This window comes from Lentibacillus salinarum, assembly GCF_042679865.1.
GTDB classification, from domain to species: domain Bacteria; phylum Bacillota; class Bacilli; order Bacillales; family Amphibacillaceae; genus Lentibacillus; species Lentibacillus salinarum.
Window position 1 is genome coordinate 72840 of record NZ_JBHTNH010000023.1, and the last position, 16912, is coordinate 89751.

Consider the following 16912-nt stretch of genomic DNA (forward strand, 5'->3'; position numbering starts at 1 on the left):
AATTACCCAATTGTTAACGCTTACAAATTCATGTTAAATAAACTTATATACTATGAAAAGGAGTACATTATGAACATCACCGTTGCACCAGATTCTTTTAAAGGAAGTCTAACATCGATTCAAGCTTCGGAAATCATGCAAAAAGCCATCATGGAAATTGATAAAAGTGCCCAGGTTACCTTAATACCAATGGCAGATGGTGGTGAAGGTACATTGGAATCATTGCTTGCTGCAACTGAAGGAATGCGTATCCCCATAACATGTACAGGGCCGTTGGGTGAAAAAGTTGAAACATCGTATGCTATCGTCGATTCAAATACGGCAATCATTGAATGTGCCAGCATTGCAGGGCTGGTTCAAGTTCCAGAAGATAAACGGGATCCAGATTTAACCACAACTTGGGGGATTGGTGAGGTAATGCTGGATGCGCTTGACCGGGATTGCACCAGGTTTATTCTTGGTCTAGGGGGCAGTGCAACAAATGATGGTGGTCTTGGCATGCTTCAGGCTTTGGGCATGCAGGCATGGGATCAACAGGGTAATGAAGTGGGTATGTTTGGTAAAGACGTACAGTGTGTAAGTGATGTGTGCTTTGAAAAAATTGATCCAAGACTTGCCGGGACAGATATAAAAGTTGCCTGCGATGTCGATAATCCATTAGGGGGAGAACGGGGGGCAACTTCCGTTTACGGACCGCAAAAAGGTTTGGAAGCGGCTCAAATCAAGCGATATGATATGGCATTGGAACAATATGCGGACGCAGTCGAATCCGTATTGAAGCAACAATTTAAAAATATACCCGGGGCAGGAGCTGCTGGCGGACTTGGTTTTGCTTTATTGGCCATTGGCGGAAACCTCGTTTCGGGAGCAGAACTATTAGCCGATGCTATGAATGCAGAAGAAGCCATTCATGGTGCCGATCTTGTTCTGACAGGCGAAGGACAGAGTGATGAACAGACCCTTTATGGAAAAGCACCCGGGTTTGTTGCATCCCTGGCTCAAACACATCAGGTTCCGGTTGTTTTGATCTCAGGTAGCCTGGATGGGGATTTAAATACTTTAAGGGAAAGGTTTTCCGGCTGTTTTTCAATTGTCAATAAGCCATTGTCACTTAATGAGTGTATGGAACAAGCAGATAAGTTGCTATTTGAACAAACGAAGCAAGTGGTGCATTTATTACGTCACTTTTAAAAAGGGGTGGAGAAAGTGGAAGGTTTTGGACTTATTGTGTTAATTGTTATCGGGGTATTATTTGTCATCTTTGCAACAGCTAAATTAAAGCTGCATCCATTCTTATCCTTAATCATTGCTGCATTCGGTATCGGAATCGTAGCTGGACTGCCATTAACAGATGTCGTTAGCTCGGTAAATGATGGTTTTGGCGGATTGATGGGAAGTATTGGGCTTGTGATTGTCTTCGGTACGATTATTGGCGTTATATTGGAAAAATCCGGAGCTGCACTAAGAATGGCAGAAGTTGTACTGCGTATTGTAGGTGAAAAACGCCCGCAAATGGCCATGAGTATTATTGGATCAATTGTCAGTATTCCGGTATTTTGTGATTCCGGTTATGTTATTCTGTCTTCATTAAAAAAAGCGCTTGCGAAAAGGGCTAAAGTCACAGTGGCATCAATGGCCATTGCCTTATCGACCGGGTTGTTTGCAACACATACATTAGTGCCACCGACACCAGGGCCTATTGCTGCAGCTGGTAACATTGGAGCTGAAGCATACTTGGGAACCATTATTTTGATTGGTGTTATCGTTGCAATTCCGGCGATTATTGCTGGTTATATTTGGGCAGTAAAAGTGGGAACAAAAATTAAAGTAGATGGCGAATACGACGGCGCTTCTGCCTATGATTATGACACGATTATAAAAGAATTTGGTGAAATGCCTTCAACATTAAAATCATTTGCTCCAATCGTGGTCCCAATTTTGTTCATTGGTTTTAGTTCTGTGATAACATTTGCCGGCTGGTCTGGGACATTTTTTGATATCTTCCTCTTTCTTGGATCGCCAGTGGTTGCATTATTAATTGGGGTGTTATTCGCATTTCTATTATTGCCTGACTATAACGAAGAAACACTTACCGATTGGATAGGTATTGGTATTAAGGAAGCTGCTCCAATATTGTTAATTACTGGTGCAGGCGGAGCATTTGGAACAGTAATCACTGCAACGCCCGTAGCTGATTTCATACAAGGATTTGGTGAAAGTGCATTTTTCACAGGAGCAATGTTTATCTTTATCCCATTCCTGATTGCTGCAGCGTTGAAGTCAGCTCAAGGTTCTTCAACCGCAGCCCTTGTCATTACGTCAACATTAGTGGCGCCGTTGCTTCCGGAAGTTGGGGTAACCGGCGCAATTCCGCTTGCTTTAGTTGTTATGTCAGTTGGTGCTGGTGCGATGGTTGTTTCTCACGTTAATGACAGTTATTTCTGGGTTGTGAAGGAATTTAGCGGCATGTCCGTCACACAAGCGTACAAAGCGCAAACTGCCGGAACATTGCTTCAGGGAATTGTGGCTATTATTGTAACGTTTATATTGTGGTTACTGCTGGTTTAAAAAAACCGTCCAAGAGCCTAAACCTCTTGGGCGTTTTTTCCATTCCTGGATATGGTCCTGAATCAAAACAATGGTCACCAGTTCCTGCAGCTGACAGCCGATTCACTTCATATAGCACAGCGTTTCAAGGTCACGAACTATTTTCAGTTTATCAACTTTAAAACTGTGAAAGCTCAGCATTTTATAACTTTTCTGGTGACACGGCCTATACCGACTTCATCTATAAAAATCGATTCACGTTCGTTTTATCAGGATTGGTACTGCTTATCAACGTGTTTTTGGACTCTACCAGCGTATTTCGGTATTCTGTCATTATGATCCTATCAGTGACTAGCGCGTTTCTTGAAAAAATTTTTCTTGTGATGCCCCCATTTTGATTTTCGGCTCGATTGTAATTATAGAAGATGGCAGTTTCAGAAAAGGGGTGTTAAATAACCTGGCAAATGGGAAACGTTGAATCGGGAGTACAATACACACAGAATAAGTAATAACGATGAAACACTGATGGAATTCCCGCTATTTGATCTGATGTGCAAGTAACTGACGGTGAATCAGTTGAAATGGATGAAATATTATACTCTTGAAGACATGTCGATAAAGGAAATGGCTTTTCAGGGGTGTGTTTCCGAAAACGCGGTTATGCTCTGGGGACGGGAAGCGAAAAAGGAATTGAGAAAGCAATATATATTCTTATACGAATAAGGTCCGGGTAAATCCCGGACCTGTGAGCACTAAAGCAAGCCCAGCTGTTTCAAGCCCTCCGCAATCCCATCTTCGGTTACAGAAGTAGTTCTGTGTTTGGCAAATGAAAAAAGATCTTCGTGTGAGTTACCCATCGCAAAACCTTCTCCGACCGCTTCCAGCATTTCTTTGTCGTTCATCCCATCCCCGAACGCAATGGCCTGTTCACGGGTGATGTTCAGCAATTGTAAAATTTGTTCGACGGAATAGCCTTTGTTAACATTTTTCCGCAAAATATCGTAGCAGTTTTCTGTTCCATTGACATGGACTGGTGAAAAGCGGAAATTGGACGTGACGTCATACAGCGGGATTTCGTCAGGCGACACATTTAGAATGGTTGCCCCCAGAACTTTATCTGTTATCGCCGGTGTGAATGCTGCGTTTTCCTTCAGTCCGAATATATTGATGAATTGCTTGATAAATGGCTGATCGAGATTTGTAAAATAGTTTTTATCACGTGTATACATAATCAGTTCATGACCGTGTTGTGTCGCTTTGTCGATAAACTGCTCCATAGTCGCCTGTGGAATCGGCTCATTGACAATAACTTCGTCCTGATGAAGGGCAAATGCACCGTTATACGCGATAAATGAATGGATATCAAAGGCCTCAGCCAAAGCGCTGATTTCATGGAGTGGTCTGCCTGTCGCCAAAAAGACCTCCACTCCTTGCTGTCTTGCAGCGTTAATAGCTTGTATAGTTGTTTCGGTATAAGTATGATCGGGTTTTAAAATGGTTCCGTCGATATCGAGAAACAGAATCTTGTATGTCATGTGCGTCTCCTTGTTTATATTATGTCTACATGGGATTTTAGCATAGGCTTATATTTTTTGCGAAAGAATCATTCAGCGCAAACGAATCAATGAGTCAGTCGTTTACATATGCATTTTTTAACAGGGCTAAAATCACCACCGCCAACAAACACTAATCCCGAACAGGCAACATTAATGTCTGTTCGAATTCCCACGAGGAGTGATCAGTTGTGGCAGGCAATAAAAATGATTTGCTGATACCTGGCGCAGAGGATGCAATGGAAAACATGAAACAGGAAATTGCTCAGGAATTTGGAGTCCAGCCCGGAGCGGATACAACTGCACGTGAAAACGGCTCGGTGGGAGGCGAAATGGTCAAACGTATGATCAAAAGCGCCGAACAAAGCATGCACCGGAACAACAAATAATTGTTAGCGGACATGCAACAAGGCAGACTCGGATAAGTCCGGGTCTGCCTTTCTAATTGACCATTTCCTTTCAGTCTTCCGGCAAATAATGGAGGGATTTTTGTATTTGTAAACATCCTGAAAAACGGCTATAATGTAGCAGGAATTTTCAGTTCTTAATTGAAATATAATAATAGTGGGAATTATCTATTTATTGAGAGGAGATACACAAATGGAGTTTGGTCTATTATCACTTCTTCCTCCGGTCATCGCCATTGTGCTGGCGCTCATCACACGTAATGTGATACCTGCATTGTTTGCCGGCGTCTGGCTGGGTGCGACGATGATGTATGGTTGGAACCCGTTTATGGGGCTGTATGCCAGTTTCAGTGATTTTATTATTCCGAGTGTAGGCGATCCATGGAGTGCCACGGTGCTGATTTATTGTGGGCTTTTCGGTGTGCTGATTGCGTTTCTGCAAAAAACGGGCGGTGCACATGCGATTGCCAATGCCATTTCCAACAGGGTTAAAACAGCAAGAGGGACGCAAGGTTCAACGATGCTATTCGGGCTTATTATTTTTTTCGATGATTATTTTAATGCACTCACGGTTGGAAGTGTCATGCGCTCGGTGACGGATAAGATGCGTGTTTCCCGTGAGAAACTAGCGTATGTTATTGATTCAACCTCTGCACCGATCAGTCTGTTGGGACCGGTTTCCACTTGGGTTGTCTTTGTGATGGGATTAATTGGGGCACAATATACAGAGTTAGGCATAACTGAGTCCGAATACATGACATATATCTTTACGATTCCATTTAATTTTTATTCCATTTTGGCCCTTATTCTTGTCGCCATTATCATTTTCACGAGATGGGACTTTGGGCCAATGGCAGAAGCCGAATACCGTGCGAGAAAGACAGGCAAATTACTGCGTGATGATGCAGAGCCGCCATCCGACGACGAAATGCTGGACGTAGAAATCGCGGAGGGCTATACGCCTAAGATGCGGAATATGATTGTCCCGCTGGTTGTGCTCATTGTCATGATTCCGCCATTATTCCTGTGGACCGGCGGTTATCCGGAACAGGATTTTGTGACGGCGTTTGGGGAAGCCGATGGTGCAACCTCAATCCTGATCGCAGCTTTCGTGGCCGGTGTTGTCGCAATGCTGATGGGGATGCAACAGAATCTATATTCCTTCAAAGAAGCCATGTCCCTCATTGTCAGCGGCTTCCGAAGTATGGTGCTTGTATACATTATTTTGGCACTGGCATGGTCGATTGGCAGTGTAACCACCGAACTCGGGACGGCTGAATATATTGTTCATTTTGCTGAACAGACGACGTCACCGGCAGCTATTCCGGTACTGCTGTTCTTTATCGGTGCGATCGTGGCGTTCACGACGGGCTCTTCTTATGGAACGTTTGCCATTATGATTCCAATAGCTATGCCGCTTGCTGTTTCAATGGATATATCCATGTATTTAGCCATTGCAGCTGTTTTCAGTGGTGGCATTTTTGGCGACCATTGTTCACCGATTTCCGACACGACGATTCTATCTTCAGCGGGGTCGTCATGTGACCATGTTGACCATGTCAATACGCAGATACCGTATGCCGTCACGGCTGGTATCAGCGGGGTTGCCGCTTTTTTCACGGCCGGTTTGACGGATTCCGCCGTAGTGGCTATCATCATTGGTGCCGTTGTTCTGATTATCCTGACATATATCCTGAATAAGGTATGGGGCAAACCAACCCCGAAAGAATATGAGGTAAGCGTTCGATAGACATGAGTTAGTTGAACGCCTGCACACAGAAAAACGGACTGCCATCGTGAGCAGTCCGTTTTTGATTAGCCGTTGTTTTTCAGCCATACTCTGATAGGCGCAACAACTGATTCCACGGTGCCTTCGTCGAATGGTGATTTTAGATTGGCCGCTTCAACCAGTCCGAGAAATGATTTCGATCCGCCGAGCTGGCACAAATGCAAATAGTCTTCCCATGCCGCTTCAGGCTCTTCCCGTGATCGTTTCCAGAATTGGAAGGCACAAATTTGGGCTAGTGTGTAATCGATATAATAAAATGGGACTTCATAAATATGCCCCTGACGCTGCCAGAATCCGCCAGCTTCGAGATACGCATTCCCATCGTAATCCCGATGCGGCAGATACGTTTCCTCAAGCTGCCTCCATGCTGCTTTTCGTTCATCCGGTGTCCAGTCCGGATGTTCATAGACGAGATGCTGAAACGCATCAACCGCAACGCCATATGGGAGGAATTGCAGGCCATCTGCCAAATGGGCATATTTATATTTAGCCGTTTCTTCTTTAAAAAATTGTTCCATCCATGGCCAGGTGAAAAACTCCATGCTCATCGAGTGAATTTCCGCTGCTTCACTTGTTGGAATGACATATTCCGGAATACCAATATTACGGCTGGAATAAAACTGGAACGCATGTCCTGCTTCGTGTGTCAGCACATCAATGTCACCGGATGTGCCATTGAAATTGGAAAAAATGAATGGTGACGCGTAATCCTCAATAAATGTACAGTACCCGCCGGCTTCTTTCCCTTTCTTGGCTTCCAGATCCATCAGGTTGCGGTCGAGCATAAACTGAAAAAATTCGTTCGTTTCAAGTGACAGTTCCGCATACATTTTTTGGCCGTTTTCGATGATCCACTCAGGTGGCCCTTTTGGTGTGGCATTACCGTCCGGGAATTCAACGTTTTCATCATGGTATTTAAGTTTGTCTACACCAATGCGCTCTGCCTGTTTTTCATAAAGATCCGTAACAATCGGGACAATGGATTCGCGCACCTGTTTCCGGAAATTGGCGACCATATCAGCATCGTAGTCAACACGCTGCATCCGCAAATAGCCGAGCTCGACAAAATTGTCATAGCCTAATGTTGTGGCGATTTCATGGCGGGTTTTGACAAGCTGATCATAAATATCATCGAACTTCTCTGCATTCGCGGCAAAAAATCCAGTACTTGCTTCCACGGCTGCTTTTCGTGTCGTACGGTCCTTATGCTGGGTGAACGGCCCGAGCTGTGCCAGTGTATATGTTTCACCCTCGAAGGCCACCTGAGCCGATGCGACAAGCTTGGAATACGCAGTTGCCAGCTTATTTTCTTTTTGCAATAACGGCATGACTTCTGGTGAAAACGTTTTGATTTCATGCTCGGCAATTTGGAATAATTGCCTGCCCCATTTGTTTTCCAGTTCATCACGAAAGGGGGATGCGATCAATGCTTTGTAAAAGGTTATGTTCATTGCCTGGATTTCCGGTCCGATGTCGTCAAAGTATTCCCGTTCGGTTTGATAGTACGTATCGTTTGTATCAATCGACGCACGGATGTAAACCAGATTTTCCAGTGTTGACAACCGACTGCGAAAGGCATTAATGTCGGCGATGGCTTCATTTTGCTGTTCGACTGTGGCAGCATTCGTAAATGCCTGCAATAATATGTTGAATCGTTCTTTTTCCTGCTGAATGTCCGGCCGTGTGTAAGTATAATCGTCGAACGTTTGCATTGGTTTATGCCTCCTTCATCGTGAAGTATTCGACATTTTTTGGTAAAATCCTGTTTAGCTAAGTATTAAATTGACTTTAGCTTAGCGTATCGATAAACTGGTATATAGTTAAATTCAAGATATGATGAGGTGATTGCGTGTTTAATTTGGCCTTAGTTATGGGCATTTCGTTACTGGTTGTCATTATGATTATTAATATGATTGTCACCTTGGCATCTTCTGACAGTGGCTATGGCATTTATATACCTGCAGCTGTCGCATTTGTTGCCGGGATCCTCATGGTGACCATTTCATCCTTTGCCAAAATTGAAATGATTGGACTCGGCTTTGGCGGATGGGGCGGTGCCAGTCTGTTTGCTTCTGCAATCGGGTTCATCGTGACATCACTTGTTGAAACGTACAGACATGCGTAAGTGAAGGGTTGTTTGAACAAATATCTGCCTGATGGGAAAAGGCAGATATTTTTTTGTAAGAAACGTATAACATTTTGGATGACGTTTTCAATACCGAAATCAGCTCATTCGCCGATTTCTTCCAATCCGACTTCTAACTTCTGGCATCTGTAAAGACGCATCAGCGTTTTTTCTTTCAGCAGAAGGGATGAAATTTCAGCAGAGGCCCGGGAGATTTGGACTTTAACTGGAAACGCCATCTGGAAAATGAATGGTATCCTAATATGTATTGGAAAAGGGGCACCCTTACGATTAAGCGCAGGGTACCCCTTTGATTTCAAAGTAACGCATAAGCTTTCATTTTTTCATGATCCCGAACTTTTCGATGGAAAGTCGTCATTTACAGGGGTTCTTTTACCGCGGTCTATGTTCCACTGGTGTTTTCTAAACTTAAGCAATGTCAGCCCTTCCTGCTCTGACATCCTTGCGACCCCGAAGCCGCGCCAGTGTGAATAAGTGTCCTCAAAAACGAACAAGTAGAATGCCAGAAAATGACAACTTACTTGCTACTTCATTTGTCAATCAATTAATAATCTCATAGAATTTGATTAATGTCAATACTTTTTGTGAAAAAAACAAAAATACCCACTTGAGCGGGGACCGATGTGGCTAACGGGGGCCAATAAATGAATTCGGGAAGCCAACACGCTGAAGACTGGCAAGCTGAAAATTCGGATGATAGACTAATACAAGATTGGCTGAATAGGGGATGTTAGGATGAATGTGCTTTTTCAAGTTGTGTTGCCGATTATGGCTGTATTTGGGGCAGGATTTTTATTGCAGCGGATCCGAATTCTTGATGTGAAGTCACTCGCAGCGGCATCGATTTATATCTTCCTGCCTGCACTCATTTTCACAACATTATATGAAGCTAGCTTTAACCAGGGATACACCATCATTGTTATATTTGCCTTCTCGCTCTTATTAGCCATGATCGTGATGGTTAAACTGTTTGCACGTATTTTCAAATGGCCGGGTTCAGTGGAAAGCGGGGCGATTTTGACGACCGCGTTCATGAATGGTGGCAATTATGGCGTGCCGGTTATTTTGTTCAGTATTGGTGAAGCGGCCATGCCGTACGCTATTTTTCTAATGGTCCTTCAAACACTGATCATGAACGTGTTTGGCGTTTATTATGCTTCACGCAGCGCGAGCGGTTTTTTGCGGGCATGCAAAAGCGTGTTTAAAATGCCGGCAACATATGCGGCTGTTCTGGGGGTCGGATTTCAGGCTTTATCACTTAACATCCCTGAATCGGTTTATTCGACCCTGACGATGTTAAGTGATGCAGCTATTCCACTGATGATGGTTATATTAGGGATGCAGCTGGCATCAATTACATCTCTGTCATTCAACTGGCAGGTTATTTTGTCAGCAGCGGGAACCCGGATGATTCTGTCGCCTTTGCTTGCCTTTTTATTTATTTGGTTAGTACCGGTTGATCCGGTCATCAGCGCTGTTCTTGTCATTGTAGCGGCCATGCCGAGCGCGGCTACGACGACCATGTATGCGATCGAATTTGATTCCGAACCTGATCTTGTTTCCAGTATCACGCTTGTCACGACCCTTGCCAGCATTATTACTGTGACGGTTCTATTGAATGTTATCACGTAATAGGAATGATGTTTCTCAGTTTACCTATTGGGGTACTTGATTGATATACAGTATTTCCGAAAGGGCGAAGCAAATGCTTCGGACTATTTTAATGATCATTGGTGCGATCGTCGTCGTTGGTTGGATTGTTTCGATGCTTTAATGCGCTTAAATGTAGGTGCTATTTTAACGAAAAACGTGTACTTGAAGCCCTAAATCATATTTAAAACGCCAAGAATCATGAGTAAAAATGGGGGCAGTAATGTCAGTTGCTGCAGCCATTTTTTTGCTGACAGAAAAATCCCCAGCCGGACACCACACCAGACAAACAATCCGCTCATCAATGCGATGGCAAAGGCGGTTAAAAAGGGTGAATAACCGAGCATAGCAGCGCCCAATCCCGCACCAAATGCGTCAATGGCCAATGCGAATCCCAGAAACACCGCTTCCATCGCCGAAATACTGCCAGATTGGTCCAAATCGGCTCGTTGAGGTTCTTTGATTACCGTTTTGAAATGATGCCATTTTTCCTCATCCGAAAGCTTTTTAAAAGGGGCGTCCTGTTTGGAACGGACGACATTATATAAGCAATACAAACCGATCAGCAGCAGGATAATGCCGCCGATATTGTCGGTCAGACCAGGGGTGATAAACGTTTTAATCACATTCCCGATTGTCATCGATAGATAAACGATCAAGCCGGAACAGAACATAATAATGCCCAATGCTGCAAGCGGCACGTGGACACGCCGCATTCCATATGACATGCCGACACCGAATCCATCGATACTGACGCCGGTAATTAAGAGGATTAAACCGGTATAGTAAAGCATCGGTATCATTTTCCTTTCTGCATTGGTATACCATAGTGTATTGAAAAAGAAACCGGTGTGTGAAAAACGCACACAGCACAAAATTTGTGTTAAAGTAGCATCAAACCGTTTTTAAAGAGAGGATTTATGACATGAGCAAAACAGTTGTATTAGCTGAAAAGCCTTCTGTCGGCCGGGATATTGCCCGCGTGCTGAACTGCAACAAAAAAGGCAATGGCTATATGGAAGGATCAAAATATATTGTGACATGGGCGCTGGGGCATCTCGTTACCCTTGCCGACCCTGAGATGTATGAGGATAAATGGAAAACATGGCGCTTGGATGATCTGCCAATGCTACCAAACCAGTTAAAATTGGTGGTCATTAAAAAATCCGGCAAACAGTTTAACACGGTTAAAACACAGCTGAACCGCCAGGACGCCGGTGATATCGTGATCGCAACCGACGCCGGACGTGAAGGGGAATTGGTTGCCCGCTGGATTATTGACAAGGCACGTGTTAACAAGCCTGTGAAGCGACTGTGGATTTCCTCGGTCACGGATAAGGCGATCCGTGATGGTTTTAAACATCTGAAGCCAGGCAAACAGTACGAAAACCTCTATGCATCGGCCGTGGCGCGTTCGGAAGCGGATTGGTATGTCGGGCTGAATGCGACCCGTGCGCTCACGACAAAATTCAATGCCCAACTGTCGACCGGGCGCGTGCAGACACCGACGCTTGCAATGGTGCGGGCACGCGAAAAAGAAATCAACGACTTCCGGCCGCAGCCATTTTACGGCTTGGAGGCGAGGACGAAAACCGGCCTGACGCTCACCTGGCAGGACGGCCAAAACAACAGCCGGCTCTTTTCCAAAGAGAAAGCCGCAAAATTGCGTGACGGGTTAAAAAATAAATCCGGCAAAATTGTCAATGTGGATAAATCGCATAAGAAAAAACACGCACCGCAGCTGTATGATCTGACAGAACTGCAGCGGGTGGCGAACCGTATTTTCGGATTTTCCGGTAAACAGACCCTGTCACTGATGCAAAAACTGTATGAACAGCATAAAGTCCTGACGTATCCACGGACTGACTCACGCTACCTGTCGTCAGATATTGTCCCAACATTGAAAGACCGGGTGAAGGCCGTTAACGTCGATGACTATAAGCGTGTGGCGGGCCAATTGATCAACAAGGATTGGAAACTCCCCAAATCGGTCGTTGACAATGCCAAGGTGTCCGACCACCACGCGATCATCCCGACAGAGGAACCACCTATGCTGGCTGATTTGACCAGTCAGGAACGAAAAATCTATGATCTTGTTGTCAAACGGTTTTTGGCTGTTCTGTCCGAACCGTATGAGTATGAGCAGCTAACCATTGAAGCGCAGATTGGCAATGAACGCTTTACCGCAAAAGGTAACAATGTCAGAAAACAAGGCTGGAAAGCGATATATAATGATAGTGGTGAAGCCGGGGGTCAGCTGCCAGATGTCCAGCAGGGTGCGACGCTAGCTGATATCAACATAACCATGACAACCGGCGAAACGAAGCCACCGGAACGTTTTACCGAGGGAGCACTCCTGCAAGCGATGGAAAATCCGGTACGCTACATGAGCCAGGATGAAAAGCATCTGGCTAAAACAATCAGTAAAACCGGTGGGATCGGCACGGTTGCCACACGGGCTGATATCATTGAAAAACTGTTCAACAGCCAGCTGATGGAACTGCGCGGGAAATATATTTACACGACTTCGAAAGGCCGGCAGCTGCTCGAGCTGGTGCCGGAGGAGCTGCGTTCACCGGCACTTACCGCTGAATGGGAAACCAAACTCAGCCAGATAGCAGAAGGTAAATTGAATAAGAAGCATTTTATCAATGATATTAAAGGGTATACAAAAGAAGTCGTCCAGCAGATTAAAACGAGTGATGAGACGTTTAAACATGATAATCTGACCGGAAGCAAATGCCCGGACTGCGGCAAACTCATGATGGAAATCGATAATAAAAATGGTAAAATGCTCGTCTGTCAGGACCGATCATGCGGTTACAAGAAGAATATTTTCAAACGGACAAATGCAAGATGCCCGAATTGCCACAAACGGATGGAACTGCGTGGTGAAGGTGACGGGAAAACATTTACCTGTCAATGTGGTTTCCGCGAAAAACTGTCGGATTTTAATAAACGGAAAGAACAGGCAAAAAATCAGAAGGTCTCCAAAAAAGACGTCAATCAATACTTGAAAAATCAAGATGACGGCTTTAAAAATAACGCATTGGCAGAGGCGCTGTCCAAGTTAAAAGAATAGATTGGCTCAGGATCCCTGGCACGGGGGTCCTTTTTATAGCGGTTTTTTGCGTTTTAGCTGCTAGTGGCTCACTGCAAATTAGAGAAAAACAATTTAAGTATACTAGTATTATAGGAATAATTATGTTAATGTATTGAAATATAAATCACTGATCTTATAAAACGCATTAGGAAAGGAGGGCCTGTCATGACAAATAAGACGGATCAGCATAATAATATAGGGTTCACCCGATTTTTGAATGCTATCGAACGCATCGGGAACAAATTGCCTGATCCATTTATGCTGTTTGTCACCCTTGCCATATTGGTTGTACTACTATCCGGATTCATTTCGTTATTTGATGTCACGTTCAGCGAGCCTGGCAGTGCTGACCAGATATCGGTTAAAAACCTATTATCAGCTGAAGGGCTGCAGTTCATGGTGACTTCTGTCATTGAAAACTTTGTCGGCTTTGCGCCGCTTGGCATTGTGCTGACAATGATGCTTGGTGTTGGACTTGCGAATAAAGTCGGCCTGCTTGAAACATTTATCAAAAACACGATCCTCCGTGCACCAAAGGCCTTGGTGACGTATGCTGTCATCTTTACGGGAATACTCGGTAATCTTGCTGCAGATGCAGCGTTTGTGATTGTTCCGCCACTGGCAGCCATGGTGTTTTATAACGTTGGCAGACATCCGCTGGCAGGACTGGCCGCCGGTTTTGCCGGTGTTGGAGCCGGTTTTACGGCCAATATCATTGTCGCCAATACGGATGCTGTTTTATCCGGTATATCAACCGAAGTGATGCAGACCATTGAAGGGGCGGCAACAGTCACGCCAGTTGATAATTGGTATTTTATGCTTGTTTCGACGCTTTTTCTAACAGTTGCCGGCGGATTAGTCACAGAAAAAATTGTCGAACCGAGACTGGGCCAATACGAAGGCGGGCTGACGAAAGAATTTGCGGAGACAACGTCACAGGAAAAGAAAGGCCTGTGGAATGCTGCTTTAGCTGCTGTTTCCTACATTGCCCTTTTGGTTCTCGTTCTCGTCTGGCCGGATTCCCCGTTGCGTAATGAAGAAGGGGGCATGATTCCATCGCCTTTTATTTCGGGCATTGTACCAGTCATTATGCTGTTTTTCATTACGATTGGGGTTGCATATGGGGTAACATTGAATAAAATTGAGAACTCTCGGTCGATTGCCAAATATATGGGCGAAGCCATGAAAGATATGTCCGGCTTCATCGTACTTATTTTTGCGGTGTCACAGTTCATTGCCTATTTTGAATGGACCAACATCGGCTCATGGCTGGCAGTGACCGGTGCCTCATTCCTGGAATCTGTGAATATGACGGGCATCAGCGTTGTTGTTCTGTTTATATTACTGACAGCCATTTTGAACTTGGTTGTGTATAGTGGTGCAGCGCAGTGGGGGCTTGAAGCGCCGGTGTTTCTGAAGATGTTTTATTTTTTGGACTACCACCCCGCTTTTATTCAGGCTGCCTATCGTGTAGCCGACTCATCGACGAATATTGTAACACCGATGAATCCGTACTTTGTTATTGTGCTTGCCTTTATGAAGGAATATGATCATAAAGCGGGAATCGGTACATTAATGGCTCTTATGCTACCGTACAGCATGGTCTTTCTGGTTGTCTGGATCCTTTTGTTCCTGGCATTCGTATTACTGGGTATTCCATTTGGTCCGGGTGTTGGCATGCATGTTTAATAGATAAAAAGTAATCCAGTCCTTCATCGTTTTTGAATCCTATGATAAACTGTAAAGAGATTATTATCGTTTCGAGGCTAATAATTGAACAGACTAGCCAAGGGGGAGGAAGAGGCAAATGTCGGAAAATGAAGCACTGGAAAGGACAACAGGTGATAAAAAGATTCAAACGTTAGATTTCATATTTGGACCGTTTGGGGCAGCGGTACCGTTACTATTTTTTGTCGTTTGGGCGATCACCATCAGTATGCTTGATTTATCATCTGAAGTTGCGCTTGTCATGGGGGCCATCATTGGTCTGACACTTGGGTTGCTGCTGTGTAAAAGTAAATGGGCCGATTACGCCCAGGGACTGTTCGATGGTCTTGCCCAGCCTGTCGGTGTCATTGCGATGGTGGCATGGTTTTATGCGGGAATGTTTGCACAAGTCCTGCAGGTAGGCGGTCTTGTCGAAGGGCTCGTTTGGGTTGGTTCGGTTACAGGTGTTGAAGGTGGTATGTTCGTGGCATTATCCTTTCTGCTGGCGGCAACGTTTTCCACTGCAGTCGGCACCGGCTACGGAACCACGGTCGCTTTTTGTACATTAATGTATCCAGCGGGCATTGCAGTTGGGGCTGATCCGACATTCATGTTTGCAGGTATTTTGGCCGGGGCTGTGTTTGGTGATAACCTGGCACCTGTGTCAGATACGACGATTGTGTCTGCGACAACCCAGGATGCTGATGTGCCAGGGGTCGTTCGCAGCCGTTTTAAATATTCAATCGTGGCCGCTGTACCGGCTTTTATTTTGTTCGCTGTTTTCGGGGGTGGCGGCAGCTCACAGGCTGATCAGACAGCTGTCAGTTCTGTGATCGAATCTGTCAATCCCAGCGGTTTATTGATGCTCGTTCCGTTTGCGTTCGTTCTTATCCTTGCTTTATCCGGGCATCATCTGCTTACATCTTTAACATGGGGTATCATTGCAGCTGTCCCGATTATTGTGCTGCTTGGACTGGGTGCGCCCGGCGATATTTTAAGTTTCAATCCGGATTCGGAAATGGTTGTGGAAGGTGCCCTGATCGAGGGGATAACCGGGTATTTTAATATGGCGATTCTGATCCTCCTGATTGTAGGTGCTGCCCACTTGTTGCGATTAGGTGGGACAATGGCGTCCATCACCAGCGGGCTTGTCAAGTGGATCAAACAGTCCGTCCGTAAAGCTGAAGTGTCAATCTGGGCTATTGTTTCGTTATTAAACAGTTCGATCACCATTAATACGGCAGCAGAAATTGCAGCCGCGCCATTTGTTAAGGAGATTGGCTCCAGATATAAAATACACCGCTATCGGATGGCGAACATGCTTGATGCGGTAACATCGGCATTAGGCTATATTTTTCCGTGGGGAGCCCCGGTCTTATTGGGCTGGTCGACGATCCAGACGATGCAGGGACAGTATGACTGGCTGCCGATCGTTGAACCAACTGCCGTGTTCCCATTTGTTTTTCAGGGGTGGTTTTTGTTCATCATTATGCTGATTGCCGCCCTGACCGGCTGGGGATTGCGCTATGAAGGCAAAAATGGTGAGGAATTGAAAGAAAAACCACGTGATTAATTGATTCTTGAATGGAGATCTTCTCAGGAAGGTCTCCATTTCACATGTAAAAATCCGGATAGGAAAAAAATTAGATGCCGGACCATGTCAGCGACAATCTTTGTCAGGAGTGAGGATAAGATGAAAATAATCGGAGCCATCGATGATGAAACACGCTGTGAACACTATCACAGCCCGAATGACAGAATCGCCATTAAATTTAAATGCTGTGGGGCGTATTTTTCCTGCTATCAGTGTCATGCGCAATATGGGTGTGGTCAGGTAAAAGTATGGCCGCGGGATAAATTTCATGATCAAGCGATTTTATGTGGTCATTGTAAAGCAACGTTGTCAATTAACGATTATTTAGCAAGCGGTTACAGCTGTCCTTCCTGTGATGCAGCTTTTAATCCGGGGTGTGCGTTACATAGCCACCTCTATTTCGCAAAAAAATGATA

At 45.0% G+C, this 16912-nt stretch carries 13 protein-coding genes; 10 read left to right on the plus strand and 3 right to left on the minus strand.

The features are described from left to right. Nucleotides 1-69: 69 nt before the first annotated feature. A complete protein-coding gene (locus ACFQ4A_RS10595) occupies nucleotides 70-1191 on the plus strand; it encodes a glycerate kinase (RefSeq protein ID WP_382400355.1) in 1122 nt (373 codons plus the stop codon). Nucleotides 1192-1206: 15 nt separating this feature from the next. Further along, on the plus strand, nucleotides 1207-2568 hold the full coding sequence (locus ACFQ4A_RS10600) for a GntP family permease (protein ID WP_382400357.1): 1362 nt from the start codon (nucleotides 1207-1209) through the stop codon (nucleotides 2566-2568). A 731-nt stretch (nucleotides 2569-3299) separates the two neighbouring features. Here the strand turns inward: ACFQ4A_RS10600 and ACFQ4A_RS10605 are convergent. Beyond that, the gene (locus ACFQ4A_RS10605) at nucleotides 3300-4082 is read right to left on the minus strand and encodes an HAD family hydrolase (RefSeq protein ID WP_382400359.1); all 783 of its coding nucleotides are present in this window, start codon (nucleotides 4080-4082) and stop codon (nucleotides 3300-3302) included. Nucleotides 4083-4291: 209 nt separating this feature from the next. On the opposite strand from ACFQ4A_RS10605, the gene ACFQ4A_RS10610 reads away from it, so the two are divergent. Beyond that, nucleotides 4292-4489: a small, acid-soluble spore protein, alpha/beta type gene (locus ACFQ4A_RS10610; protein WP_382400361.1), complete on the plus strand. Its 198-nt coding sequence runs from the start codon at nucleotides 4292-4294 to the stop codon at nucleotides 4487-4489. Nucleotides 4490-4700: 211 nt separating this feature from the next. Further along, nucleotides 4701-6257 (plus strand): Na+/H+ antiporter NhaC family protein, encoded by a 1557-nt coding sequence (locus ACFQ4A_RS10615; RefSeq protein WP_382400363.1) that lies wholly within the window; start codon nucleotides 4701-4703, stop codon nucleotides 6255-6257. 65 nt (nucleotides 6258-6322) lie between these two features. Here ACFQ4A_RS10615 and ACFQ4A_RS10620 read toward each other — a convergent pair whose 3' ends face one another. Continuing rightward, nucleotides 6323-8008 (minus strand): M3 family oligoendopeptidase, encoded by a 1686-nt coding sequence (locus tag ACFQ4A_RS10620; RefSeq protein ID WP_382400365.1) that lies wholly within the window; start codon nucleotides 8006-8008, stop codon nucleotides 6323-6325. Between the two features lie 137 nt (nucleotides 8009-8145). On the opposite strand from ACFQ4A_RS10620, the gene ACFQ4A_RS10625 reads away from it, so the two are divergent. Both ACFQ4A_RS10625 and ACFQ4A_RS10630 read left to right on the plus strand, forming a co-directional pair. After that, a complete protein-coding gene (locus ACFQ4A_RS10625) occupies nucleotides 8146-8421 on the plus strand; it encodes a hypothetical protein (protein WP_382400367.1) in 276 nt (91 codons plus the stop codon). 756 nt (nucleotides 8422-9177) lie between these two features. Then, nucleotides 9178-10074, plus strand: a complete 897-nt coding sequence (locus ACFQ4A_RS10630) for an AEC family transporter (RefSeq protein ID WP_382400369.1) — start codon at nucleotides 9178-9180, stop codon at nucleotides 10072-10074. Between the two features lie 191 nt (nucleotides 10075-10265). Here the strand turns inward: ACFQ4A_RS10630 and ytaF are convergent, their stop codons facing one another. Next, nucleotides 10266-10895: a sporulation membrane protein YtaF gene (gene ytaF / locus ACFQ4A_RS10635; RefSeq protein WP_382400371.1), complete on the minus strand. Its 630-nt coding sequence runs from the start codon at nucleotides 10893-10895 to the stop codon at nucleotides 10266-10268. A 122-nt stretch (nucleotides 10896-11017) separates the two neighbouring features. Between ytaF and ACFQ4A_RS10640 the strand changes: the two genes are divergently transcribed. From ACFQ4A_RS10640 to ACFQ4A_RS10655, 4 genes are all read left to right on the plus strand, one after another. Further along, nucleotides 11018-13174: a DNA topoisomerase III gene (locus tag ACFQ4A_RS10640; RefSeq protein ID WP_382400373.1), complete on the plus strand. Its 2157-nt coding sequence runs from the start codon at nucleotides 11018-11020 to the stop codon at nucleotides 13172-13174. Between the two features lie 186 nt (nucleotides 13175-13360). Then, nucleotides 13361-14884 carry an AbgT family transporter gene (locus ACFQ4A_RS10645; RefSeq protein WP_382400375.1) on the plus strand — a complete coding sequence of 508 codons (1524 nt, stop codon included), beginning with the start codon at nucleotides 13361-13363 and terminating at the stop codon, nucleotides 14882-14884. 118 nt (nucleotides 14885-15002) lie between these two features. Beyond that, nucleotides 15003-16475 carry a Na+/H+ antiporter NhaC family protein gene (locus ACFQ4A_RS10650; RefSeq protein WP_382400377.1) on the plus strand — a complete coding sequence of 491 codons (1473 nt, stop codon included), beginning with the start codon at nucleotides 15003-15005 and terminating at the stop codon, nucleotides 16473-16475. Between the two features lie 120 nt (nucleotides 16476-16595). Continuing rightward, complete coding sequence (locus tag ACFQ4A_RS10655; RefSeq protein ID WP_382400379.1) at nucleotides 16596-16910, plus strand: CHY zinc finger protein; 315 nt, start codon at nucleotides 16596-16598, stop codon at nucleotides 16908-16910. Nucleotides 16911-16912 lie beyond the last annotated feature (2 nt).

Bases quoted from the DNA above. Each gene is read 5' to 3' on its own strand.
- ACFQ4A_RS10645 (WP_382400375.1), top strand. From the start codon at position 13,361: ATGACAAATAAGACGGATCAGCATAATAATATAGGGTTCACCCGATTT.
- ACFQ4A_RS10655 (WP_382400379.1), top strand. From the start codon at position 16,596: ATGAAAATAATCGGAGCCATCGATGATGAAACACGCTGTGAACACTAT.
- ACFQ4A_RS10630 (WP_382400369.1), top strand. From the start codon at position 9,178: ATGAATGTGCTTTTTCAAGTTGTGTTGCCGATTATGGCTGTATTTGGG.
- ACFQ4A_RS10595 (WP_382400355.1), top strand. From the start codon at position 70: ATGAACATCACCGTTGCACCAGATTCTTTTAAAGGAAGTCTAACATCG.
- ACFQ4A_RS10640 (WP_382400373.1), top strand. From the start codon at position 11,018: ATGAGCAAAACAGTTGTATTAGCTGAAAAGCCTTCTGTCGGCCGGGAT.
- ytaF (WP_382400371.1), bottom strand. From the start codon at position 10,895: ATGATACCGATGCTTTACTATACCGGTTTAATCCTCTTAATTACCGGC.
- ACFQ4A_RS10620 (WP_382400365.1), bottom strand. From the start codon at position 8,008: ATGCAAACGTTCGACGATTATACTTACACACGGCCGGACATTCAGCAG.
- ACFQ4A_RS10650 (WP_382400377.1), top strand. From the start codon at position 15,003: ATGTCGGAAAATGAAGCACTGGAAAGGACAACAGGTGATAAAAAGATT.
- ACFQ4A_RS10615 (WP_382400363.1), top strand. From the start codon at position 4,701: ATGGAGTTTGGTCTATTATCACTTCTTCCTCCGGTCATCGCCATTGTG.
- ACFQ4A_RS10605 (WP_382400359.1), bottom strand. From the start codon at position 4,082: ATGACATACAAGATTCTGTTTCTCGATATCGACGGAACCATTTTAAAA.